Raw genomic sequence first — 21759 nt, 5'->3', positions numbered from 1 at the left:
TGCGCCACAAGCGCTGCCTTGCGTGACAACCCAGGAGTTAGGCAATGCCTGATCTTTATCACTACCTGCAACAGCTGATCAACGGTCTGACTGTTGGCAGTACCTATGCCCTGATTGCCATCGGCTACACCATGGTCTACGGCATCATCGGCATGATCAACTTCGCCCACGGCGAGGTTTACATGATTGGCTCGTACGTAGCCTTTATTGTCATAGCCGGCCTGACCCTGATGGGTCTGGACAGTTTACCGCTGGTGATGATCGCCGCCTTCGCCGGCAGCATCATTATCGCCAGTGCCTACGGTTACAGCATCGAACGGGTGGCCTACCGGCCCTTGCGCGGTGGTAACCGCCTGATCCCGCTGATCTCGGCGATCGGCATGTCGATCTTCCTGCAGAACGAAGTGCTGCTGGCTCAGGACTCGAAAGACAAGGCCATCCCCAACCTGCTGCCTGGCAATTTCGTGCTGGGTGAAAGCGCGATGAATGGCGTGGTGATCTCCTACATGCAGGTGCTGATCTTCGTCGTCACCTTCGTGGTGATGCTGGCGCTGACCGCATTCATTTCGCGCTCGCGTCTGGGCCGCGCCTGCCGCGCCTGTGCCGAAGACCTGAAGATGGCCAACCTGCTGGGCATCAACACCAACAACATCATTGCCCTGACCTTCGTCATCGGTGCCGCCCTCGCAGGCGTCGCGGCGGTCTTGCTGGGCATGCAATACGGCGTGATCAACCCACACCTGGGCTTCCTCGCCGGGATCAAGGCCTTCACCGCCGCAGTACTGGGTGGCATTGGCAGTATTCCGGGTGCGGTACTGGGTGGCCTGCTGCTCGGCCTGGCCGAAGCCTTTGGTGCCGATATCTTCGGCGACCAGTACAAGGACGTGGTGGCCTTCAGCCTGTTGATCCTGGTTCTGCTGTTCCGTCCGACGGGCATTCTGGGTCGTCCGGAGGTTGAAAAAGTATGAGTACTGCCATTACGAAAAATCTCAAGACCGCGATTTTCAGCGCCCTGCTGGTGCTGGCCGTGGCCTACCCGGTGCTGGGTCTCAAGCTGACCACGGTCGGCATCAAGCTGGAAGTCCATGGCGCCAGCCCGGCCATCCTCTGGACCATCGCCGGCTGCGCCATCGCCATGTTCTTCTGGCAGCTGTTCCGTAGCCAGTTGAGCGCCGCCTGGAGCCACGCACCGAAGCTGCCGAGCGTACCGAGCAAGGCCAGCAACTTTCTCACCCTGCCCTCCACCCAGCGCTGGGTAATCCTGGGTCTGATCATGGTTGCTCTGGCCTGGCCGTTCTTCGGCAGCCGCGGCGCTGTGGACATTGCCACGCTGATCCTGATCTACGTGATGCTCGGCCTCGGCCTGAACATCGTGGTCGGCCTGGCGGGCCTGCTCGACCTGGGTTATGTCGGCTTCTACGCCGTCGGCGCTTATAGCTACGCGCTGCTGTCGCACTACTACGGCCTGGGTTTCTGGATCTGCTTGCCGATTGCCGGCCTGATGGCAGCGTTCTTCGGCTTTATCCTCGGTTTCCCGGTGCTGCGTCTGCGTGGTGACTACCTGGCCATCGTGACCCTGGGTTTCGGCGAGATCATCCGCATCCTGCTGCGCAACATGACCGACATTACTGGCGGCCCCAACGGCATCAGCAACATCGAGAAGCCAAGCCTGTTCGGCCTGTCCTTCGAGCGCCGCGCCGCCGAGGGCATGCAGACCTTCCACGAGTACTTCGGGATTGCCTATAACGGCATCAACAAGGTGATCTTCCTCTACCTGATCGCCCTACTGCTGGTGTTGCTGACCCTGTTCGTGATCAACCGCCTGCTGCGCATGCCGATCGGCCGTGCCTGGGAAGCCCTGCGCGAAGACGAGATCGCCTGCCGCGCGCTGGGCATGAACCCCACCGTGATCAAGCTTTCGGCCTTCACCCTGGGTGCCGCCTTCGCCGGTTTTGCCGGCAGCTTCTTCGCCGCACGCCAGGGCCTGGTCACACCGGAATCCTTCACCTTTATCGAGTCGGCGATCATCCTCGCCATCGTCGTACTGGGTGGCATGGGCTCGCAGCTGGGCATCATCCTCGCGGCCATCGTGATGATTCTGCTGCCGGAATTGATGCGTGAATTCAGCGAGTACCGCATGTTGATGTTCGGTGCCCTGATGGTGCTGATGATGATCTGGCGTCCGCAGGGCCTGTTGCCCATGCAGCGCCCACACCTGGAGCTGAAACAATGAGCCGCCCGATTCTAGAAGTAAGCGGCCTGTCCATGCGCTTCGGCGGCCTGTTGGCCGTCAACGGGGTGGGCTTGTCCGTCAATGAAAAACAAGTGGTGTCGATGATCGGTCCGAACGGCGCCGGCAAGACCACCGTATTCAACTGTCTGACCGGCTTCTACCAGCCGACCTCGGGCAGCATCAGCCTCGATGGTGAGCGCATCGAAGGCCTGCCCGGCCACAAGATCGCCCGCAAAGGCGTGGTGCGCACCTTCCAGAACGTGCGTCTGTTCAAGGACATGACGGCGGTGGAAAACCTGCTGGTAGCGCAACACCGCCACCTCAACACCAACTTCCTTTCCGGCCTGCTGAAAACTCCGGCGTTTCGCCGCAGCGAACGTGAAGCCATGGAATATGCCGCGCACTGGCTGGATCAGGTCAACCTGACCGAATTCGCCAACCGCCCCGCCGGTACCCTGGCTTATGGTCAGCAGCGCCGCCTGGAAATCGCCCGCTGCATGATGACCCGCCCGCGAATTCTGATGCTCGACGAGCCCGCTGCTGGTCTAAACCCGCGCGAAACCGACGACCTCAAGGCGCTGATTGGCGTACTGCGCGATCAGCACAACGTCACCGTATTGCTGATCGAGCACGACATGAAGCTGGTCATGAGCATTTCCGACCATATCTATGTGATCAACCAGGGCACGCCCCTGGCGAACGGTACACCGGAGCAGATCCGCGAAAACCCGGACGTGATCAAAGCCTACCTGGGGGAAGCGTGATGCTGTATTTCGAGAACGTTTCCACCTTCTACGGCAAGATCCAGGCACTGCATAACGTCAGCGTCGAAGTACGGCAAGGCGAGATCGTCACCCTGATCGGTGCCAACGGTGCCGGTAAATCGACGCTGCTGATGACCCTGTGCGGCAACCCGCAGGCGGCCAGCGGTAGCATCCGTTACCAGGGTGAAGAGCTGATCGGCCAGGACACTCCGAGCATCATGCGCAAAAGCATCGCCGTGGTGCCGGAAGGCCGCCGCGTATTCTCCCGCCTGACGGTGGAAGAGAACCTGGTGATGGGCGGCTTCTTTGGTAGCACAGCCGACAATCAGGAGCAGATGGACAAGGTCCTGCACCTGTTCCCGCGCCTGAAGGAACGCTTTGCCCAGCGCGCCGGCACCATGAGCGGCGGTGAACAACAGATGCTCGCCATCGGCCGCGCGCTGATGAGCAAGCCAACCCTGCTGCTGCTCGATGAGCCGTCGCTGGGCCTGGCGCCGATCATCATCCAGCAGATCTTCGACATCATCGAACAGCTGCGCAAGGATGGCGTGACGGTGTTCCTGGTTGAGCAGAACGCCAACCAGGCGCTCAAGCTGGCAGACCGCGGTTACGTGCTGGAGAACGGGAGGATCGTTATGCAGGGCAGCGGCGAACAGCTGCTGAATGATCCAAAGGTGCGCGACGCCTATCTGGGCGGCTAAAAACTACTGCGCTCGGCCATGCTTAATAGAAACCGCTCCCAGGAGCGGTTTTTTTATCACCGGTCATTTTTATCGCCACCGTTCGCCCGATGTTCCGTGCATGCCAGCCCCGGGCAGTTACAATGGCCGCCCTTTTTTGCCGATGACCGTTTCTATGACCGATCCCATTCGCCTGTCCAAACGCCTGATCGAAGTGATCGGCTGTTCGCGCCGCGAGGCCGAGCTGTATATCGAAGGCGGCTGGGTCACGGTGGATGGCGTGGTGGTGGAAGAGCCGCAATTCAAAGTAGCCGAACAGCGTGTCGAGTTGCTGCCGGGTGCAGTTCTGGCGCCAATCGAACCGGTCACTCTGCTGCTGCACGTACCCAGCGGGCACAACCCGGAGCGCGCAGCTGAAAGCATCAGCCCAGCCACTCATTGGGCTGACGATGGTTCGACCATCCGCGTACTGAAAAGCCACTTCAATCGACTGACGCCCTGCATCCCGCTGCAAGCCGGTGCCGATGGCCTGCATGTACTGACTCAGGACTGGCGCATCGAACGCAAGCTCAGGGAAGACCTGAGCAAGCTTGAACAGGAATACGTGGTCGAAGTCGTCGGCACCTTGAGTGCCAGTCAGCTCAAGCAGCTGGCCCACGGCCTGACCTTCAACGGCGTCGCCTTGCCGCCCTGCAAGGTCAGCTGGCAGAACGAAACCCGCCTGCGCTTCGCCTTGAAGAACCCACTGCCCGGGCAGATCGTCTTTATGTGCAACAGCGTCGACCTCAAGGTGCTGAGCATGAAACGCATCCGTATCGGCGGCGTGCCAATGGCCAAGGTCCAACCGGGACAATGGCGCTACCTGGCCGCAAAAGAACGCTTCTAACGATTTTTCCAGCGGCAGCCCTTGGCTGCTGCGCACTTCAGGACATCCCCATGCTTAACAACGACATCCTGCGCAGCCTGCGCTACACCCTCGACATCAGCGACGCAGAATTGCTCGAGATCATCCAGCTCAGCGGCAAGCAGGTCGCCCTCGACGACCTCGCCGCGATACTCAAGAAAGAGGATGAAGACGGCTTTAGCCCTTGCGACGACGAACTGATGGCGCACTTTCTCGACGGCCTGGTGTATTTCAAACGCGGCAAGGATGACAGCCGTCCGGCCCAGCCGTTTGAACTGCCGATCACCAACAACATGGTGCTGAAAAAGCTGCGCGTGGCCTTCGAGCTGAAAGAAGACGATATGCACGCGATCATGCAAAGCGTTGACTTCCCGGTGTCCAAGCCGGAGATGAGCGCGCTGTTCCGCAAGTTCGGCCACAGCAACTACCGCCCCTGCGGTGATCAGTTCCTGCGTAATTTCCTCAAGGGTCTAACCCTGCGCGTTCGCGGCTGAGTCGCGCCCTCTCGCTGCCATGCCTGCCCGCATGGCAGCGTATTTCCACGGGCAATAGTGCCTGCCGCCAAGCAGGCATCGCGTTAGGGTAATGACCTTTATCCGCCACAAGGATTAGTCATGCACCCCTACTTCAGTCTGCAAGGCCGCACCGCCCTGGTCACCGGCGGCACCCGCGGTATCGGCAAGATGATCGCCAAAGCCTTTGTCGAAGCCGGCGCCACCGTTTACGTCTGCGCCCGTGATGGCGAGGCCTGCGCGCAAACTGCCGCCGAGTTATCGGCCTTCGGCACCTGCCACGGTATTGCCGCCAACCTGGCCAGCGAAGACGGTGTGCAGGTACTGGCCGAGCAGCTGACAGGGCAGATCGGCAGCCTGGATATTCTGGTGAACAACGCCGGCACCACCTGGGGCGCCCCGCTGGAAAACTACCCGGCCAAGGGCTGGGAGAAGGTCATGCAGCTTAACGTGACGTCAGTGTTCAGCTGCATCCAGAAACTCCTGCCACTGCTGCGCAAGGGCGGCAGCGCGGCCAACCCGGCACGGGTGATCAATATCGGTTCGGTGGCCGGGATCACCTCGCACGGCGAAGACGCCTACGCCTACGGCCCGAGCAAGGCGGCGCTGCACCAGCTGTCACGCATGCTCGCCCGCGAGCTGGTGGGCCAGCACATCAACGTCAACGTCATCGCCCCGGGCCGCTTCCCAAGCAAGATGACCCAGTTTATTGCCCAGGATGAAGCGGCCATGGCCGAGGACTGTGCGCTGATCCCGATGCAGCGCTGGGGCCGCGAGGAAGAAATGGCCGCCCTGGCCATCAGCCTGGCGAGCACCGCCGGGGCTTATATGACCGGTGCGATCATCCCGATCGACGGCGGTTTCCACCTGTAATCGCGTACTATGGCGGCGTTTTCACTCGATCACGCCGCCATGTCCTACTCGGTTTCGCCCATCGGTTTTGTCCGCTCCTGCTTCAAGGAGAAGTTCGCCATTCCCCGTCAGCCGCAACTGGCCCCAGCGGCCCGTGGCGTGCTGGAGCTAGTCGCTCCGTTCGATAACGGCGATGCCGTGCAGGGGCTGGAGCAAGTCAGCCATGTCTGGCTGCTGTTCCTGTTTCACCAGACGCTGGAAGACAAACCACGGCTCAAGGTGCGCCCGCCACGCCTGGGCGGCAATCAATCGGTCGGCGTGTTCAGCACCCGCGCCACGCACCGGCCCAATGGCATCGGCCAGTCGGTGGTCAAGCTGGAGCGGGTCGAAGCCGGCAAACTGTGGCTCTCTGGCATCGACCTGCTCGATGGCACCCCGGTGCTGGATATCAAACCCTACGTGCCCTATGCCGACAGCGTTGCCGATGCTTACAACCGCATTGCTGACAACGCACCGGCGCGGATCGACGTCAGCTGGCAGGACAGCGCACTGATCCAGGCAAACGAACACGGGCAGCGCCTGGATGAACCGCTGGTCGAATTGATCGAGCAGTGCCTGGCCCAGGACCCGCGCCCGGCCTACCAGCAGCCCAGCCCTGAGCGCCGTTACGGTGTGCGCTTCTGGGATATCGACGTGCACTGGCACTACCCGCAGCTCGGCAGCATCTGCGTGCTGGAGGTCGTACCGGCCACTTGATCTGAGCCACACCCGTTCGCACGCATAGGCCGACAAGCAATTTTGTCTTATATTTAACAGATAAATGTATACAAAATAGGATGCTAGCCATGCTTGAACGCCCCGGTCGCCTTAACGGCTTACGCCATATCGCCCTGCTGGTCCCTAATCTGGAAGCCTGCGAGCGCTTCTATGTGGACATTCTTGGCATGCAGGTGCTGCACCGCGCCAATGAAGACCTGGTCTACCTGACCTGTGGTAACGATAACCTCTCGCTGGGCCGGGCCTGCGTGCCCAGCAGCGGCGAGCAGGCGGTGGATCACTACGGTTTTATCGTCGACAGCATCGATGAGTTGCACGCCTGGTATGCCTACTTCAAGGCACAAGGCGTCACCCTGCTCGACCGCCCGTTTGCCCATGGCGACGGCGCGCACAGCTTTCACCTGCTCGACCCTGCCGGCAACAAGGTGCAGCCGATTTACCACCCTGCGGTTTCCGGGCAACGCTTCAGCCAGGCCGATTAGCGCACCTAGAGCAACCGTTTGCCGGCGGCCTGCGGCAAACATTCTTTGTTGATCATCATGTGGGTAAGCTGAGCAGCTGCGGCTATGCTTGCAAATAGCCAGCAGCCGCTGCTCCCTCACGACTCAACACCCAGTGAAACTATGCAAACCAGCACCTACGCGCCGACCGAGAACCTCGTCGACCTGCTGCTCGATGCCATCTGTGTGGTCGACCAACAAGGCTATTTCGTATTTGTCAGCGCCGCCTGCCAGCATATTTTCGGCTACCGCGCCGATGAGATGATCGGCCGCCGCATGATCGACATGGTCCACCCGGAAGACCGCGCGAAAACCCTGCAGGCAGCCAGGGAGATCATGGCTGGCATCGCTCACCCGCACTTCGAAAACCGTTACCTGCGCAAGGATGGCAGCACCGTGCATATCCTCTGGTCCGCGCGCTGGTCCGAGGATGATCAGGTGCGCATTGCCGTGGCCCATGACATCAGCGAGCGCAAACGCAGTGAAGCCCTGCAGGCCGCGTTATACGGTATTTCCGAAGCGGCCCATTCGGCCAAGAACCTGCTCGGGCTGTTTCAGCAGGTGCACCAGATCATTGGCGAACTGTTGCCGACCATCAGTTTCTCAGTAGCGCTGTACGATGAGCAGAACGACGAGCTGAGCTTCCCCTACCCCGCCGAACAGCCGCCAGCAACGACTGTCGAAACGCCACTGAATGCCGCCACGCTGAGCGCGCAGGTGATTCGTAGCGGCAACACCCTGCTGCTGCCCAACGCCGGCCAGGCACTAACTGCAACGCCACATAGCTGGCTTGGCGTACCGCTGCGCTCGCACCGTGGAATTATCGGCGCGCTGCTGGTGCAAAGCAGCGCCGCCACGCGCTACAGCGAGCGTGATCAGGAGCTGCTGCAATTTGTCTCGACCCAGGTGGCCGCCGCCATCGAGCGTCAGCAGATGCTCAGTCGCCTGCAGTACATGGCGCAGTACGACTCACTGACCCAATTACCCAACCGCGAGCTGCTACGCGATCGCCTGCATACAGCCCTGGCCCGCGCGCGTCGCGAGCAATCGCAAGTGGCGCTGCTGTTCCTCGATCTGGACAAGTTCAAGCAGGTCAATGACAACCTCGGCCACGCCGCTGGCGATCAGCTGCTGCAAGGCGTCGCCCAGCGTATTCAGCTGTGCCTGCGCGAGGCCGATACCGTAGCGCGCTTTGCTGGTGATGAATTCGTCGTACTGCTGGAAGACTTTCACTCGGCCGACCACGCCAGCGTGGTGGCGGAAAAAATCCGCCAGAGCCTCAATCAGCCCTTCGAGCTGTGCGGGCAGAACCAGACCATCCTGCCGAGCATCGGCATCGCCCTTTACCCGCAACATGCCCAGGACGCACAGCAGTTACTGCTGCACGCCGACAACGCCATGTACCGTGCCAAGCAGAACGGCGGCAATCGCTTTCACAGCGCGCCTGAGCAGAGCTAGCCAGACATGAAAAAGCCCGCCGATTGGCGGGCTCTTTTATTCAGTCACGCTTACTTCTCAACGAAGGCGCGCTCGATCAGGTAGTCACCCGGCTCACGCATACGCGGGGAAATCTTCAGGCCGAACTCGTTGAGCACTTCGCTGGTTTCATCGAGCATGCTCGGGCTGCCGCAGATCATCGCGCGGTCGTCCTGTGGGTTGATCGGCGGCAGACCGATGTCCTGGAACAGTTTGCCACTGCGCATCAGGTCGGTCAGACGGCCCTGATTCTCGAACGGCTCGCGGGTAACGGTCGGGTAGTAGATCAGCTTGTTCTTCAACGCATCGCCGAAGAATTCATTTTTCGGCAGATGCTCGGTGATGAACTCACGGTAAGCCACTTCGTTCACATAACGCACGCCGTGGACCAGGATCACCTTTTCGAAACGCTCATAGGTTTCCGGGTCTTGAATCACGCTCATAAACGGCGCCAGGCCAGTGCCAGTGCTGAGCAGATACAGATGCTTGCCCGGATTGAGGTCATCGAGCACCAGGGTGCCGGTAGGCTTCTTGCTGATGATGATCTCGTCACCTTCCTTGAGGTGCTGCAGCTGCGAGGTCAGCGGGCCGTCCGGCACTTTGATGCTGAAGAACTCCAGGTGCTCTTCCCAGTTCGGGCTGGCGATGGAGTAGGCACGCATCAGCGGACGACCAGTGTCCTGCTGTAGGCCGATCATCACGAACTGGCCATTCTCGAAGCGCAGACCCGGATCGCGGGTGCACTTGAAACTGAACAGGGTATCGTTCCAGTGGTGGACGCTGAGGATGCGCTCGGAATTGAGGTTGCTCATGTGCTCGGGGGCTCCGACGAATGTAAGGTCCTGTGCGCAGGCGCGCGAATTGGACAACATTGTAAAGAGCGGCATAATATCTGTTAACTTGATTATCAAGATATGGGTTATCGGTTATATAGATATGCGATTTACACTTAGGCAACTGCAGGTGTTTGTGGCCGTAGCTCAGCAGGAAAGTGTTTCCCGCGCCGCTGATTACCTGGCTTTGTCGCAGTCGGCGACCAGTACCTCACTGAGCGAGCTGGAACGCCAATCCGACTGCCAGCTATTCGACCGTGCCGGCAAGCGCCTGAGCCTAAACGCACTCGGCCTGCAACTGCTGCCGCAAGCCGTGGCACTGCTCGACCAAGCCAAGGAAATCGAACGCCTGCTCGGCGGCAAGAGCGGCTACGGCTCGCTGAATGTCGGCGCCACGCTGACAGTGGGCAACTACCTGGCAACCTTGCTGATTGGCAGTTTTATGCAGCGCCACCCGGAATGTCGGGTGAAACTGCAGGTGCACAACACCGCCCATGTGGTGCAACAAATAGCCCACTACGAGCTGGACATGGGCATGATCGAAGGCGACTGCCAGCACCCGGATATCGAGGTACAACCTTGGGTCGAGGATGAACTGGTGGTGTTTTGCGCGCCGCAACACGCCCTGGCACAACGCGGCGAGGCGAGCCTGGAGGAGTTGACCCGCGAGGCCTGGATTCTGCGTGAGCAAGGCTCAGGTACGCGGCTGACCTTCGATCAGGCCATGCGCCATCACCCCAGCAGCCTGAATGTGCGCCTGGAGCTGGAGCATACCGAGGCGATCAAACGCGCAGTGGAGTCCGGTCTGGGCATCGGCTGTATTTCCCGCCTGGCGCTACGCGATGCATTTCGCCGAGGCAGCCTGGTGGCAGTGGAAACGCCGCAGCTGGACCTGCGCCGGCAGTTCTATTTCATCTGGCACAAACAGAAATACCAGACCGCAGCCATGCGCGAGTTCATCGAACTGTGTCGCGCCCTCACCGCTGGCGTGACGCGCAGTGACCAGATCGTCCTGCCGACGATTGCCTGATCGACGTGTCAGCCCAGCAGAATGATCGCCCATACCAGGGCAATCAGCGTCAGGGCGGTGAACTGCGCGGCACTGCCCATGTCCTTGGCATTTTTTGACAGTGGGTGCAGCTCCAGGGAGATGCGGTCAATCGCTGCTTCCACCGCCGAGTTGAGCAACTCGACGATCAGCGCCAGCAGACAGACTGCCACCATCAGGGCGCGTTCGACACGGCTGACGTCCAGGTAGAAGGCCAGCGGCACCAGCAGCACATTGATCAGCAGCAGTTGGCGAAATGCCGCTTCGCCAGTGAAGGCCGCGCGCAGGCCAGCCAGCGAATAGCCTGTGGCATTGAGAATACGTTTGAGGCCGGTCTGGCCCTTGAATGGCGACATTGGGGATCATCACAACAAGAGGGAGAAAACAGCGCAGCAAGTCTGCCGAGCAAAGATTAACGCAGGCTTAACCGTCCGTTTGCGCAGGAATCGACTCCAGCTGTTGCAGCAGCAAAGCCGCCTGAGTGCGGGTACGTACGCCCAGCTTACGGAAGATCGCCGTCACATGGGCTTTTACCGTGGCTTCGGACACACTCAGCTCATAAGCAATCTGCTTGTTCAGCAGGCCATCGCAGACCATGGTCAACACCCGGAACTGCTGCGGCGTCAGGCTGGCCAGCCCGGCACTGGCAGCCTTGGCCTCGGCCGACAGGGCAATCGCTTCCTGACTCTGCTGCGGCCACCAGACCTCACCATCGAGCACCTGACGCACCGCCTGCTGGATGGTTTCCAGAGCGCTGGATTTAGGGATAAAACCACTGGCACCAAACTCGCGCGAACGGGCAACGATGGCCGCCTCTTCCTGCGCCGAGATCATCACCACCGGCACGTGCGGGTATTGCCCACGCAGCAGCACCAGCCCGGAGAAGCCGTAGGCGCCTGGCATATTGAGGTCGAGTAGGACCAGATCCCAGTCGGTTTTCTCGGCCAGACGGGCTTCCAGCTCGGCGATGCTGGCCGCTTCAACCAGCCGTACATCCGGCCCCAGACCAAGCGTCAGCGCCTGTTGCAAGGCACTGCGAAATAGCGGGTGATCATCAGCAATAAGGATTTCAAAAGCGGCCATGGTGAATCCTGTTTTTGTTATGTGGATGCCTGCGATAGGCAGTGTCCAGGGCACGGTAACGCAGCGCGCGCAGTGAGCCGGACGAAAACCCCAACGACTCCGACCACGCCGAAAAGCGGCCCAGCATGCCGAGCGCTGACGGGGTGGTCAAGCACGATGCTTTGCGGCACAGTTCGCACCTTTGCCGACGAGAGCTAGAAATGCGAAGCCACGCCCTGCGCGCCGATTTGTTGATGCTATTGACCGCCATGATCTGGGGGTCGGCATTTGTCGCACAGCGCCTGGGCATGGATGCCATCGGCCCCTTTCTTTATAGCGGATTACGCTTCGCCCTGGCGGCGCTGATTCTGCTTCCAGTGCTGCATCTGCTGGAAGGCCGCAGCAGCGCGCCGGTGGCACCGCTGAATCGCCAGTTGCTGCGCGGTGGCGTGCTGATGGGCCTGGCTCTGGCACTGGGGATCAACCTGCAACAGGTGGGCCTGCTGTTTACCAGCGTGACCAACTCCGGCTTTATCACCGGGCTGTACGTGATCATCGTGCCACTGCTGGGCCTGTTTATCGGCCACAAGACCGGCCTGGGCATCTGGTTAGGCGCCTGCCTGGCGGTGGTGGGGATGTTCCTGCTGAGTGTCGGTGAAGGCTTTACCGTGGCCTCCGGTGACTGGCTGCAACTGGCCGGGGCCTTTGTCTGGGGCGTGCATGTGCTGCTGGTGGGGTTCTTCGCCGGCCGCCATGATCCGCTACGCCTGGCCCTGGTGCAGTTCATCACCTGCGCGGTGATCAGCCTGGTACTGGCGGTGATCTTCGAGGAAATTCAGTTGCAGTCGATCATCGCTGCGGGCCCGGCGATTCTCTACGGCGGAATCTTTGGTGTAGCTGTCGGCTTTACCTTGCAGGTAGTGGCGCAGAAGGATGCCATCGCCTCCCACGCCGCCATCATTCTGTCCCTCGAGGCGGTGTTTGCCGCCATCGCCGGTGCCTGGCTGCTCGGCGAATCGCTGGAGCTGCGCGGCTACTTCGGTTGCGCGCTGATGTTCGCCGGCATGCTGCTCGCGCAGCTATGGCCAAAAAAGCTCGCCTAGCCTTACAGAAACTCGCGCAGCCGCTGATGCAAGGGGTCATCCAGGGCCACGGCGCGCGGGGCCTTGGCCGCCAGGTAGTGCTGGCTGAAGACATCCAGATAGGCATTCAGCCCATCGGCGGCCCGTTGATCACCTGCCAGTTCCAGGCACAGCGCGGCGACTTCTGCGGTGCAGAAATGATCATCGCGCTTGGAACGGCGCAACTTGTAGCGCGACAGCTGTTCGGCCTGCAGGCTGAGTACCGGCAGGCTGTCGAGGTAGGGGCTTTTGCGAAACATCTTGCGCGCTTCGCTCCAGGTCGCGTCCAGCAACACGAACAACGGCCGCTTGCCCGCAGCCGGCATCACCTCACTGACCACTCGCTCAGCCGCCACATACTCACCGGGGAAGACCAGATACGGCTGCCACTGCGGATCCTGAAGCAAGGCCGGCAAGCCCGGATCAACCGTGACCCGCGACCAACCAAACGCCGAAGTATCAGCCACCACATCGGCAATCAACCAGCCAGTGTTGCTCGGTTTGAGCGCTTCAACATCGTGCATCAGCAGGCACATGGCGGACCGCGCTTCAATCCGTGGGCGCCAGGCGCACAGGCAGTGACTGAGGGCTAAGCGACAGTCGTTGCAGCGTATGGCACGACTGCCACGGGCAAGAAAGGGTTTGGCACTGCGGGCAATCCGCTCGGCGCGCAGCCGTGCTACAGCATGGCTCATCAGGTATGCACCTGAGGGTAACGAACGTACGACATGGCTTATCCAGGGGGCGGCAGGCGCGGCAGTCTAACAAAGCCTGCGGCGGGTTATTCAACCGTGCGTCCCCAGGGCAGCTGCCGCAAGCACCGGCAGGCGAGTAAGATAACGCCACTGAACCTCTGCCAGGGCTTGCCGGTCAGAGGAGCGAATCGACTTTGGAGAACCCCATGCTGCGTTTTATCAGCCTGACCCTGGCGCTGAGCCTGCCCCTATTTGCCCATGCCGCCACGCTGAAAGACTTCGAACTGAACAAGATGCTGGAAAAGGTTGCCCGCGAAAGCAGCGTCGGCACGCCACGGGCGATCAATGAAGACATTCTCGATCAGGGTTATACCGTCGACGGCAGCGAGTTGGTCAACCACCTCAGCGTGCGCAGCGGGCATGCCGCCCAGATGCGCGGCAACCCGGACGCGGTAAGGGTGCAACTGGCCAATAGCGTTTGCCGTAACCCTGGCTACCGCCAGTTGCTCGCCCGTGGCGCAGCACTGCGCTACGAGTTCAGCGAGTACAAGAGCAATCGCCCGGTCACCACCGAGCGCTTCAGCAAGGCTGATTGCGGCCTGTAAGCCGCCCCTCAGCCACCCTCCTGATCGGCGCGGCGTTGTGCATCATCGGCACGTAGATCAGCCAGCAAGGCGTGCATGTACTGTGAACGCCTTGTCGCCCCCTCCAACCGACGCAAGCACTCCTCTTCAAGACTCAGCTGGTTACTGTGAGCCGCCTGCTGCAGCAGACGGTACAGTTCCACATCAAGTTCCAGAATCAACCTAGGCATACCTGCCCCTCCCTTCCAGCGTGCACAGCCGGTGGCTAACGCAGGCAGCGCGGATCGCCCCGCCCCTGCACAGCCGCCAGTTCCTCAGTGCTGAGCAGCGCCGCAACGGGCTTGTCCAGCAACCCGGAGGCAGCCTGCAGTACATGCGCCCAGCTCGCCTGATTGGCGAACAGCATGCCGGCCTCATCCAGCGTGCCACCCCGATTACGGTAGCCGAGCACGCGGCTGTTGCGCGCATCGCCGAGGATTGGCCAAAGGTGCCCGCGCGCCACTTCCGGGCGCATGTGGGTCAGCAACACACGCCGCGGGCAGGTGCTGGGGAACAGCTGTTCCACCTGCGCGGCAGTAGCGACCGAGGCCTCTTCCCAGGCATCGCGCGGGGCGCGAAAACGGCCGGGCTCCTGCAAGTAAATCAGACGCCAGGCACATCCGGCCGCGCTCAGACGAACGGCCGCCCGCTGCATGGCCGCCAGCTGATAACTGCCACTGGCTATCAGCAGCAAAGGCTGTTCGCCCGCGTGTTCGGCCAGTACCAGGGCACCGTCACGGGCCAGTTGCTCGGCCTGTGCGGGGCTGAATACGCAAGGCTGCTCACGCTTGGCAATCACCATACAGGCCAGTTGGCCGCGCGCCTGGTAAATGCCCGGCAACAGCGCCAGCGCCGAGTTGTGATCGGCCGGCAGCAATACCCGCAGCATGTCGCCCATCTCGCCAAGCAGGGCCTCGCAGAACGTAGTGTCTTGATGCGACTGCTGGTTCTTGCCGTTTTCCCAGGTGTGCGAGGTGGCCACCAGCGGCCAGCCCAACCAGCCGGCCGGTCGTCCCACTTCCTTTTGCTGGCGGGCAAAGATGATGCGCTGGCGCACAGCGCCAAGCATCTTCACGCAGAAGGCTTCGTAACTTGCCACAAGGTTCAAGCCACCCTGATTGGCCAGGCAGGCGGACACCACCGCCTCTTCATTGAGGGCCGTGATAATCGCGCCATCCACAGCCTCCAAGGCGCTTTCCGGCGCGCTGACGCGATGTTTGAGTGCATTGAGCACTCCGCCCAGGCGGTTGCTGGCCAGTTCATCCGGGTTGCCGACGCGCGGACGCAGGTGTGGGTTGGCCTGCACCAGATCGACAAAAAACCGATCCAGCGCCAGCATCGGTGAGCAGGCGCGGTTCTGATACTGCAACGCGGGCAATTGCGGCAACACCGGACGGCACTGCGCCAAGGAATTATCGCGCTCAAGAGGACGGTCACCGCGGTCGGCAAACAGCGCACAGGCCGCACGTAACTCATCTGGGGCGACCCACAACTGCGCCGCATGTTGATTGAACAGGGCGCGAGACTCAGCATCGCTGTGTGGGCTAGCCGGCAAGGGCAAGTTATGCGCTGCATTGCTGCCGGCCCCGTAGAAACCGAAGCCCTTGACGGTCTCGGCAATACCGTATGGCATCGGCAGTGGGTAGTTCAGCACGCCATCGTGCAGCTCCTGCACCCGCCGGCCCAGGCGCTGTTCCATCTCCCACAAGGCACAGACAAACGCGGCCGGATCGCGGCCATCGAAACTCAAAGGGTCAAATCCACACTGGCGCAGATGCTCGCGAAAATTGTCGAGCCCCGCCGGCGTCGCCAGCTCCGTGCGCTGTTCGATACGTCGGCCGTTGGCAATCATCACCGGCAAGGCCAGGCCACAGTCCTCGGCCCGCCACCAACGCGGCATCCAGTCACTGCCGCGCTGCTCTTCGGCAGCGCCATCGGAGAGAAAAGCCACCAGCGTCTCACCCGGGAGTGGCAGGTGGGCGTACTGCAACTCGGCAAAGCCCAGGTAACCGCCTTCGGCAATCCCGCCCGCCGTGTGCGGGTTGACGTGGCTGCCCAGCGGCGCACTGACCTGCCCAGCGGCGTTCTGCGCATAGCTGTAGAAATCCGCCACCAGCTGGCTCATACCGGCCTCGTCACAGGTGTAACGGACGGCCTGCTCCGGCTGCTGATTGGCGGTCAGCAGGTTGAGCGCCTCGATGGCCGCCACGCAGTGGCCCTGCCCCATCAGCCAGCCGCGGGTTTCACCGCTCAGGTTGTTCAACGCCAGGTAACCGGCATAAGCCGGCACCATGTTCAACGCGCCACCGGTATGGCCTTCAGGCGTGATTTTGAAATCCTCGGCAGCCAGCGCCACACCGTCGAGGCGCACACGCCGGGCATAGGTCATGTGCACCACCAGCCACAGGCCGGCAGCGGTCAGCCGGTCCAGTGCATAAAAGTGTCGATAGACCGTGGCCAGGTCGGTTTGCTGGCCAGCCTGTACCAGTTGATGAGCCAAGCGGTACACCGCCGCACAGGTCTGCTGACTATGCTGTAACGGACCATAGCCACGCTGCCAGGCGGCAAAGTCTGGCTGTATCCGGGCGTGTTCAGCCAACTCACTGGCACTGGGAAATAGCTGAGTCATGGGCTTGCTCCATAGAGATGCAACGAGTCTAGAAGCCGAGACACAAGTGGATGCTGACCTGCATCAAGACACTCGCCCCCGCCATAGACCAGCCTTACAAGTGCCCCTTTACTCGACCAAGGACTCACCATGGCCCTGCTCAATTTCCTCGGCGCGATTCAACAAGTCACCGGTTCCTGTTACCTGATCGAAAGCCGTGATGGCGCTCGGGTGCTGCTCGATTGCGGCATGCGCCAAGGCCGCCGCGAGGAGGAAGACGGTAACCATGCGCCGTTCGCCTTTGATCCGCAGAGCCTGGATGCCGTGGTGATCTCCCATGCGCACATCGACCACACCGGCCTGCTGCCCAAACTCACGGCGGCCGGCTACCGTGGGCCGATCTTTGCCACTGACGCCAGTTGCGAACTGATGGAGCTGATGCTGCTCGATGCCGCATTTCTCCAGGAGAAGGACGCCGAGTGGGAAAACAAATGGCGCGCCCGCATGGGCAAACCGGCAATCCGCCCGCTGTACACCATTGCCGATGCCGAACAGGCGCTCAGCCAGAGGCGCGCACTGCCCTATCAGCAAGCCTGCGAGGTGGCCAAAGGGGTGCAGATCACCTTTCACGATGCTGGGCACATCCTCGGCTCGGCGATTGTCGACATCGCGGTGCAGGATCACCACCTGACCCGCCGTCTGGTGTTTTCCGGGGACTTGGGCAACACCTGCTCACCCCTGCTGCGTGACCCCAGCACCCTGAACCAGGCCGATGTGGTGTTGCTGGAGTCCACCTATGGCGACCGTGACCACCGCTGCAGCGAAGACACCCTGGAAGAGCTGGCGAACATCCTGCAACAGGCCCATCGCGACGGCGGTAACGTACTGATTCCTTCCTTCGCGGTCGGCCGTACCCAGGACCTGATCTACTACCTCGGGCGCTTTTATCACGAAGGCCGTCTGCCGCAGCAGGCCGTATTTCTCGACAGCCCCATGGCCATCCGCGCCAACGCCATCTACTCGCGCTTTCAAGAGCAGTTTGCGGCCGAAGACCGTGCCGCCTTTCAAGCCCGCGGTAGCAAGCGCATCGAGGACTGGCTGCCGATCCTGCGCTGCACCGCGACCGCCGAGGAATCGATGGTGATCAACCGGATAAAAAGCGGCGCAATCATTATCGCGGGCAGTGGCATGTGCACTGGCGGACGCATCGTCCATCACTTCAAGCACAACCTGTGGCGTGACGACTGCCACCTGATCTTCCCCGGCTTCCAGGCCAAAGGCACTCTCGGCCGCACCCTGGTGGACGGTGCCGAGTACGTGAAGATCCTCCATCAGCGCATTGCCGTGAAAGCCAAGATCCACACCCTGGGCGGCTTTTCCGCACACGCCGGACAATCCCAGTTGCTCGACTGGGTCAGCCACTTCGAGCATCACCCCGAGCTGTATCTGGTGCACGGCGAACTGGAAAAGATGCAGGCCCTGCAACTGGCCTTGCGTGAGCGCCTGAACTGGATCGCCAATATTCCTGAACCTGGCGAACAAATTGCCCTCTGATGCAGGCCTGAGCCTGGCAGCAGGTTAGGCTGTAGCAGCCCGCACAGCACAAATCCGCTGCTGCCGGCCATACTCAGGACACGGCCGTTGCAGCAACAGACTGCCCGGCCTGCAACCAGAAGGAGACGTTGTATGCCTCATGAAGCGGACGACTACCTGTCCCGGCATTTTCAGATCAATGGCATAGACCTGAACAGCAAAGTGGAAGAATTGAGCAACCTGGCCACTCCACCTGACAGCCCCAACCTCAAACTCTACCGAGAAATGCTCAGCACTGTGATCCACATGGCCCAGGCGGATCGCAGCCGCTGGGATGCCAAGATCATGCTGCAAACCCTGCGTGAAATGGAGCATGCCTTCAGCACGCTGGAACAGTTTAAACGGCGGCGCAAGGTCACCGTCTTCGGCTCGGCCCGCACCCCGACCGATCATCCGGTCTATCAATTGGCCCATGACCTCGGCGCCACGCTGGCCAAGCACAACCTGATGGTCATCACCGGTGCCGGCGGCGGCATCATGGCTGCCGCACATGCCGGTGCCGGCCAGGAAAACAGCCTTGGGTTCAATATCACTCTGCCCTTCGAGCAGAACGCCAATGCCACCATGCAAGGCAGCAATAACCTGCTGTCCTTTCACTTCTTCTTTCTGCGCAAGCTGTTCTTCGTCAAGGAAGCCGACGGCCTGGTACTCTGCCCTGGCGGTTTCGGCACGCTGGATGAGGCACTGGAAGTGCTGACCCTGATTCAGACCGGCAAAAGTCCGATGGTGCCCGTGGTGCTGCTCGACCAGCCCGGTGGCAGCTTCTGGACCAGCGCCCTGACCTTTCTTCAGGAGCAACTGCAGGACAACGGCTATATCCTGCCCAGCGACATGCGCCTGATGCGCCTGGTGCACAGCGCCGAAGAAGCCGCCGAGGAAATTGCCCAGTTCTACCGCAACTACCACTCCAGTCGCTGGCTCAACGAGCGCTACGTGATCCGTCTCAACCATGCGCTAAGTGAACAGGCCATGCAGCAGCTCAACCGTGAATTCCACGATTTGTGCAAAAACGGCGACTACCAACAGCAAGGTCATTGCGACTCAGAACTTGATGAACCCGAACTGTGCCACATGACGCGCCTGGCCTTTGCCTTCAACGGCCGTAGCCATGGGCGCTTGCGCGAGTTGCTGGACTTTACCAATCAGCCGCAAAACTGGGCATAGAACACTTGAGCAGACCTGCCGACGTCCTCCATCCGCTCACGGTTCGGCATGGCACCGCGCCACCGACACAGCGAGGGCAGACAGCAACACACGCTGGTACTGCTGCAGTATCAACGCATGCTCAGAAAACAGGGAATGGTGAATGCAGGTGAACGCCTTGAAGCTGTAAGCAACGGCGGGTTAGTCGTCCATCGCGCCACGCAACAATCGCCCAATCAGGTCAGCGGGGTACCCCCGATAACTGAGAAAACGTGCTTGCTGAGCCCGCTCGCGGGCATCATGGGGCAGCGTACCGGCAAACTTGCGTTGCCAGGTTTCCTGCAGCCGTTCACGCCAGTCGATAGCACTGTCGCGCAAGGCCTGCTCAACATCACTGCGGGCCAGACCGCGCTGGGTCAGCTCTTCACGAATGCGTAATGGCCCATAGCCGGCACGCGCGCGATAACTGACAAAAGCTTCCAGGTAACGCGCCTCAGACAACAGCCCTTCTTCAGCCAGCCGATCAAGAGCGGCTTCGATCAACTCATCTGTCGCCCCGCGACTGCGCAATTTGCGGGTCAACTCGACCCGGCCATGTTCACGCCGGGCCAGCAGATCCATGGCCGCCCGCCGCACCGCGACGGGGTTATCCAGAGCTATGGACATGGGCGCGTGGGTCAGGCGTCGAGTTCGGCGTCAGCCAGCTCGTCAACAGCCGCGTTGGTTTTGCCCGGCACATTGCTGACCAGCAGTTTCTCGCGGATCAAACCTTCGATGGTACGTGCCACTTCCGGGTTGTCTTCCAGGTACTTGGCCGAGTTGGCCTTGCCCTGACCGATCTTGTTGCCCTGGTAGCTGTACCAGGCGCCGGATTTTTCCAGCAAGCCAAGCTGCACACCGAGATCAATGATCTCGCCGTTGCGGTAGATGCCCTTGCCGTAAAGGATCTGGAACTCGGCCTGACGGAACGGCGGTGCGACCTTGTTCTTCACCACTTTGACGCGAGTTTCGCTGCCAACCACTTCGTCGCCTTCCTTCACCGCACCGGTACGGCGGATGTCCAGACGTACCGAGGCGTAGAACTTCAGCGCATTACCACCAGTGGTGGTTTCCGGGCTGCCGAACATCACGCCGATCTTCATGCGAATCTGGTTGATGAAGATCACCAGACAGTTGGCGTTCTTGATATTGCCGGTGATCTTGCGCAGCGCCTGGCTCATCAGGCGGGCCTGCAGGCCCACGTGCATATCGCCCATCTCGCCTTCAATTTCCGCTTTCGGCACCAGGGCCGCCACGGAGTCGACAATGATCACGTCAATGGCGTTGGAGCGCACCAGCATGTCGGTGATTTCCAGGGCCTGCTCGCCGGTGTCAGGCTGCGATACCAGCAAGTCGTCGACGTTGACGCCGAGCTTGCCGGCGTAATCTGGGTCAAGCGCATGCTCGGCATCGACGAAGGCACAGGTGGCACCGAGTTTTTGTGCTTCGGCGATCACCGACAGGGTCAGGGTGGTTTTACCGGAGGACTCAGGGCCGTAGATTTCGACGATGCGGCCTTTCGGCAGACCGCCGATGCCCAGGGCAATGTCCAGCCCCAGAGAACCAGTGGAAATGGCCGGAATCGCCTGGCGTTCATGATCGCCCATGCGCATCACCGCGCCCTTGCCGAATTGCTTTTCAATCTGGCCCAGGGCTGCCGCCAAGGCGCGCTTCTTATTCTCGTCCATTTGAGTCCTCACGTAATCAAGAAGGGCCAGCTAGCGGCCACCAACAACTGTATAAGTAGACAGTATTATTCCACAGGGCAAGTCGCCCGCCTACCCCGCGTTTGGATTTTCTTGCGCAAGCAGGCGCAACAGCCCCGCCAGTGCGGCCTCAACCGTTTGTCGGCGAACTTCGGCGCGATCTCCGACAAACTGTCGGCGCACACTGTACTGCTGCTCACCATCGCCCCAAGCCAGCCAGACCGTGCCTACCGGTTTATCCAATGAGCCACCATCGGGTCCTGCCACACCGCTGACCGCCACTGCATAACGCGCCCCGCTATGGGCCTGCGCGCCCCGCACCATGGCCTCGACCACTTCCCGGCTGACCGCCCCGACAGTAGCGAAAAGGCCCTCGGGCACACCGAGCTGTTTGCTCTTCTGCGCATTGGAGTAAGTGACATACCCGGCTTCAAACCAGGCCGAGCTACCGGGAACACGGGTAATCGCTTCTGCAATGCCACCGCCGGTACAAGACTCGGCAGTGGTTACCTGAGACTTTGCGGCACTCAGTTGTGCACCCAAATCAGTGGCCAGCTGGGTCAGGCCTTGTTCATTCGCAGTCATCTGCA

General features: G+C 61.0%; 24 protein-coding genes. 15 read left to right on the top strand and 9 right to left on the bottom strand.

Features of this window, described 5'->3' with window-relative positions; genetic code table 11:
- Positions 1-44: 44 nt before the first annotated feature.
- The 10 genes from livH to IOD17_RS05865 all read left to right on the top strand — a co-directional run bounded on the left by livH (position 45) and on the right by IOD17_RS05865 (position 8680).
- Entirely contained in the window at positions 45-968 is a 924-nt protein-coding gene (gene livH, locus IOD17_RS05910; RefSeq protein ID WP_233684141.1) for a high-affinity branched-chain amino acid ABC transporter permease LivH, read from the top strand.
- On the top strand, positions 965-2233 hold the full coding sequence (locus tag IOD17_RS05905; protein WP_267925311.1) for a high-affinity branched-chain amino acid ABC transporter permease LivM: 1269 nt from the start codon (positions 965-967) through the stop codon (positions 2231-2233). Before livH ends, IOD17_RS05905 begins: the two co-directional genes overlap by 4 nt.
- A complete protein-coding gene (livG, locus tag IOD17_RS05900; RefSeq protein ID WP_233684140.1) occupies positions 2230-2997 on the top strand; it encodes a high-affinity branched-chain amino acid ABC transporter ATP-binding protein LivG in 768 nt (255 codons plus the stop codon). The genes IOD17_RS05905 and livG overlap by 4 nt, the downstream gene beginning before the upstream one ends.
- Positions 2997-3698: an ABC transporter ATP-binding protein gene (locus IOD17_RS05895; protein WP_233684139.1), complete on the top strand. Its 702-nt coding sequence runs from the start codon at positions 2997-2999 to the stop codon at positions 3696-3698. The genes livG and IOD17_RS05895 overlap by 1 nt, the downstream gene beginning before the upstream one ends.
- A gap of 154 nt (positions 3699-3852) precedes the next feature.
- Positions 3853-4563: an rRNA pseudouridine synthase gene (locus IOD17_RS05890; RefSeq protein WP_233684138.1), complete on the top strand. Its 711-nt coding sequence runs from the start codon at positions 3853-3855 to the stop codon at positions 4561-4563.
- A 50-nt stretch (positions 4564-4613) separates the two neighbouring features.
- Positions 4614-5075, top strand: coding sequence for a DUF1456 family protein (locus IOD17_RS05885; RefSeq protein WP_233684137.1), 462 nt, complete (start codon positions 4614-4616; stop codon positions 5073-5075).
- A gap of 120 nt (positions 5076-5195) precedes the next feature.
- Positions 5196-5966, top strand: coding sequence for an SDR family oxidoreductase (locus tag IOD17_RS05880; RefSeq protein ID WP_233684136.1), 771 nt, complete (start codon positions 5196-5198; stop codon positions 5964-5966).
- A 39-nt stretch (positions 5967-6005) separates the two neighbouring features.
- Complete coding sequence (gene tsaA, locus IOD17_RS05875; RefSeq protein ID WP_233684135.1) at positions 6006-6701, top strand: tRNA (N6-threonylcarbamoyladenosine(37)-N6)-methyltransferase TrmO; 696 nt, start codon at positions 6006-6008, stop codon at positions 6699-6701.
- Positions 6702-6790: 89 nt separating this feature from the next.
- Positions 6791-7204, top strand: coding sequence for a VOC family protein (locus IOD17_RS05870; RefSeq protein WP_233684134.1), 414 nt, complete (start codon positions 6791-6793; stop codon positions 7202-7204).
- Positions 7205-7345: 141 nt separating this feature from the next.
- The gene (locus IOD17_RS05865; RefSeq protein WP_233684133.1) at positions 7346-8680 is read left to right on the top strand and encodes a GGDEF domain-containing protein; all 1335 of its coding nucleotides are present in this window, start codon (positions 7346-7348) and stop codon (positions 8678-8680) included.
- Between the two features lie 50 nt (positions 8681-8730).
- Here IOD17_RS05865 and fpr read toward each other — a convergent pair whose 3' ends face one another.
- Positions 8731-9510, bottom strand: a complete 780-nt coding sequence (gene fpr / locus IOD17_RS05860) for a ferredoxin-NADP reductase (RefSeq protein ID WP_233684132.1) — start codon at positions 9508-9510, stop codon at positions 8731-8733.
- Between the two features lie 124 nt (positions 9511-9634).
- On the opposite strand from fpr, the gene IOD17_RS05855 reads away from it, so the two are divergent.
- Complete coding sequence (locus IOD17_RS05855) at positions 9635-10561, top strand: LysR family transcriptional regulator (RefSeq protein WP_233684131.1); 927 nt, start codon at positions 9635-9637, stop codon at positions 10559-10561.
- A gap of 8 nt (positions 10562-10569) precedes the next feature.
- Here the strand turns inward: IOD17_RS05855 and IOD17_RS05850 are convergent, their stop codons facing one another.
- Entirely contained in the window at positions 10570-10935 is a 366-nt protein-coding gene (locus tag IOD17_RS05850; RefSeq protein WP_233684130.1) for a diacylglycerol kinase, read from the bottom strand.
- A gap of 67 nt (positions 10936-11002) precedes the next feature.
- A complete protein-coding gene (gene erdR / locus IOD17_RS05845; RefSeq protein WP_233684129.1) occupies positions 11003-11662 on the bottom strand; it encodes a response regulator transcription factor ErdR in 660 nt (219 codons plus the stop codon).
- A 200-nt stretch (positions 11663-11862) separates the two neighbouring features.
- Between erdR and IOD17_RS05840 the strand changes: the two genes are divergently transcribed.
- Positions 11863-12744 (top strand): DMT family transporter, encoded by an 882-nt coding sequence (locus tag IOD17_RS05840; protein ID WP_233684128.1) that lies wholly within the window; start codon positions 11863-11865, stop codon positions 12742-12744.
- Positions 12745-12746: 2 nt separating this feature from the next.
- On the opposite strand, the gene IOD17_RS05835 is transcribed toward IOD17_RS05840, so the two are convergent.
- Entirely contained in the window at positions 12747-13457 is a 711-nt protein-coding gene (locus IOD17_RS05835) for a tRNA-uridine aminocarboxypropyltransferase (RefSeq protein ID WP_233684127.1), read from the bottom strand.
- A 206-nt stretch (positions 13458-13663) separates the two neighbouring features.
- Here IOD17_RS05835 and IOD17_RS05830 point away from each other — a divergent pair, with 206 nt between their 5' ends.
- Positions 13664-14062, top strand: a complete 399-nt coding sequence (locus IOD17_RS05830; RefSeq protein ID WP_233684126.1) for a quorum-sensing-regulated virulence factor family protein — start codon at positions 13664-13666, stop codon at positions 14060-14062.
- Positions 14063-14070: 8 nt separating this feature from the next.
- Here IOD17_RS05830 and IOD17_RS05825 read toward each other — a convergent pair whose 3' ends face one another.
- Both IOD17_RS05825 and IOD17_RS05820 read right to left on the bottom strand, forming a co-directional pair.
- Positions 14071-14271, bottom strand: coding sequence for a hypothetical protein (locus tag IOD17_RS05825; RefSeq protein WP_233684125.1), 201 nt, complete (start codon positions 14269-14271; stop codon positions 14071-14073).
- A 35-nt stretch (positions 14272-14306) separates the two neighbouring features.
- Complete coding sequence (locus IOD17_RS05820) at positions 14307-16709, bottom strand: xylulose 5-phosphate 3-epimerase (RefSeq protein ID WP_233684124.1); 2403 nt, start codon at positions 16707-16709, stop codon at positions 14307-14309.
- A gap of 129 nt (positions 16710-16838) precedes the next feature.
- Here IOD17_RS05820 and IOD17_RS05815 point away from each other — a divergent pair, with 129 nt between their 5' ends.
- Complete coding sequence (locus IOD17_RS05815; RefSeq protein ID WP_233684123.1) at positions 16839-18242, top strand: MBL fold metallo-hydrolase RNA specificity domain-containing protein; 1404 nt, start codon at positions 16839-16841, stop codon at positions 18240-18242.
- Between the two features lie 132 nt (positions 18243-18374).
- Entirely contained in the window at positions 18375-19445 is a 1071-nt protein-coding gene (locus IOD17_RS05810; protein ID WP_233684122.1) for an LOG family protein, read from the top strand.
- Positions 19446-19625: 180 nt separating this feature from the next.
- Here IOD17_RS05810 and recX read toward each other — a convergent pair whose 3' ends face one another.
- From recX to IOD17_RS05795, 3 genes are all read right to left on the bottom strand, one after another.
- Positions 19626-20090, bottom strand: a complete 465-nt coding sequence (gene recX / locus IOD17_RS05805) for a recombination regulator RecX (RefSeq protein WP_233684121.1) — start codon at positions 20088-20090, stop codon at positions 19626-19628.
- Positions 20091-20101: 11 nt separating this feature from the next.
- Entirely contained in the window at positions 20102-21151 is a 1050-nt protein-coding gene (recA, locus tag IOD17_RS05800; RefSeq protein WP_233684120.1) for a recombinase RecA, read from the bottom strand.
- A 90-nt stretch (positions 21152-21241) separates the two neighbouring features.
- Positions 21242-21754, bottom strand: a complete 513-nt coding sequence (locus IOD17_RS05795; RefSeq protein WP_233684119.1) for a CinA family protein — start codon at positions 21752-21754, stop codon at positions 21242-21244.
- Positions 21755-21759: the final 5 nt, after the last annotated feature.

The sequence above is a fragment of the Pseudomonas anguilliseptica genome, from assembly GCF_021375795.1.
GTDB classification, from domain to species: Bacteria; Pseudomonadota; Gammaproteobacteria; order Pseudomonadales; family Pseudomonadaceae; genus Aquipseudomonas; species Aquipseudomonas anguilliseptica_A.
This window is presented reverse-complemented; position numbering and strand designations above follow the sequence as displayed.

Excerpts from the sequence above, each read along its gene's own strand:
- livH (WP_233684141.1), top strand. The coding sequence starts at position 45 with ATGCCTGATCTTTATCACTACCTGCAACAGCTGATCAACGGTCTGACT.
- IOD17_RS05905 (WP_267925311.1), top strand. The coding sequence starts at position 965 with ATGAGTACTGCCATTACGAAAAATCTCAAGACCGCGATTTTCAGCGCC.
- livG (WP_233684140.1), top strand. The coding sequence starts at position 2,230 with ATGAGCCGCCCGATTCTAGAAGTAAGCGGCCTGTCCATGCGCTTCGGC.
- IOD17_RS05895 (WP_233684139.1), top strand. The coding sequence starts at position 2,997 with ATGCTGTATTTCGAGAACGTTTCCACCTTCTACGGCAAGATCCAGGCA.
- IOD17_RS05890 (WP_233684138.1), top strand. The coding sequence starts at position 3,853 with ATGACCGATCCCATTCGCCTGTCCAAACGCCTGATCGAAGTGATCGGC.
- IOD17_RS05885 (WP_233684137.1), top strand. The coding sequence starts at position 4,614 with ATGCTTAACAACGACATCCTGCGCAGCCTGCGCTACACCCTCGACATC.
- IOD17_RS05880 (WP_233684136.1), top strand. The coding sequence starts at position 5,196 with ATGCACCCCTACTTCAGTCTGCAAGGCCGCACCGCCCTGGTCACCGGC.
- tsaA (WP_233684135.1), top strand. The coding sequence starts at position 6,006 with ATGTCCTACTCGGTTTCGCCCATCGGTTTTGTCCGCTCCTGCTTCAAG.
- IOD17_RS05870 (WP_233684134.1), top strand. The coding sequence starts at position 6,791 with ATGCTTGAACGCCCCGGTCGCCTTAACGGCTTACGCCATATCGCCCTG.
- IOD17_RS05865 (WP_233684133.1), top strand. The coding sequence starts at position 7,346 with ATGCAAACCAGCACCTACGCGCCGACCGAGAACCTCGTCGACCTGCTG.
- fpr (WP_233684132.1), bottom strand. The coding sequence starts at position 9,510 with ATGAGCAACCTCAATTCCGAGCGCATCCTCAGCGTCCACCACTGGAAC.
- IOD17_RS05855 (WP_233684131.1), top strand. The coding sequence starts at position 9,635 with ATGCGATTTACACTTAGGCAACTGCAGGTGTTTGTGGCCGTAGCTCAG.
- IOD17_RS05850 (WP_233684130.1), bottom strand. The coding sequence starts at position 10,935 with ATGTCGCCATTCAAGGGCCAGACCGGCCTCAAACGTATTCTCAATGCC.
- erdR (WP_233684129.1), bottom strand. The coding sequence starts at position 11,662 with ATGGCCGCTTTTGAAATCCTTATTGCTGATGATCACCCGCTATTTCGC.
- IOD17_RS05840 (WP_233684128.1), top strand. The coding sequence starts at position 11,863 with ATGCGAAGCCACGCCCTGCGCGCCGATTTGTTGATGCTATTGACCGCC.
- IOD17_RS05835 (WP_233684127.1), bottom strand. The coding sequence starts at position 13,457 with ATGAGCCATGCTGTAGCACGGCTGCGCGCCGAGCGGATTGCCCGCAGT.
- IOD17_RS05830 (WP_233684126.1), top strand. The coding sequence starts at position 13,664 with ATGCTGCGTTTTATCAGCCTGACCCTGGCGCTGAGCCTGCCCCTATTT.
- IOD17_RS05825 (WP_233684125.1), bottom strand. The coding sequence starts at position 14,271 with ATGCCTAGGTTGATTCTGGAACTTGATGTGGAACTGTACCGTCTGCTG.
- IOD17_RS05820 (WP_233684124.1), bottom strand. The coding sequence starts at position 16,709 with ATGACTCAGCTATTTCCCAGTGCCAGTGAGTTGGCTGAACACGCCCGG.
- IOD17_RS05815 (WP_233684123.1), top strand. The coding sequence starts at position 16,839 with ATGGCCCTGCTCAATTTCCTCGGCGCGATTCAACAAGTCACCGGTTCC.
- IOD17_RS05810 (WP_233684122.1), top strand. The coding sequence starts at position 18,375 with ATGCCTCATGAAGCGGACGACTACCTGTCCCGGCATTTTCAGATCAAT.
- recX (WP_233684121.1), bottom strand. The coding sequence starts at position 20,090 with ATGTCCATAGCTCTGGATAACCCCGTCGCGGTGCGGCGGGCGGCCATG.
- recA (WP_233684120.1), bottom strand. The coding sequence starts at position 21,151 with ATGGACGAGAATAAGAAGCGCGCCTTGGCGGCAGCCCTGGGCCAGATT.
- IOD17_RS05795 (WP_233684119.1), bottom strand. The coding sequence starts at position 21,754 with ATGACTGCGAATGAACAAGGCCTGACCCAGCTGGCCACTGATTTGGGT.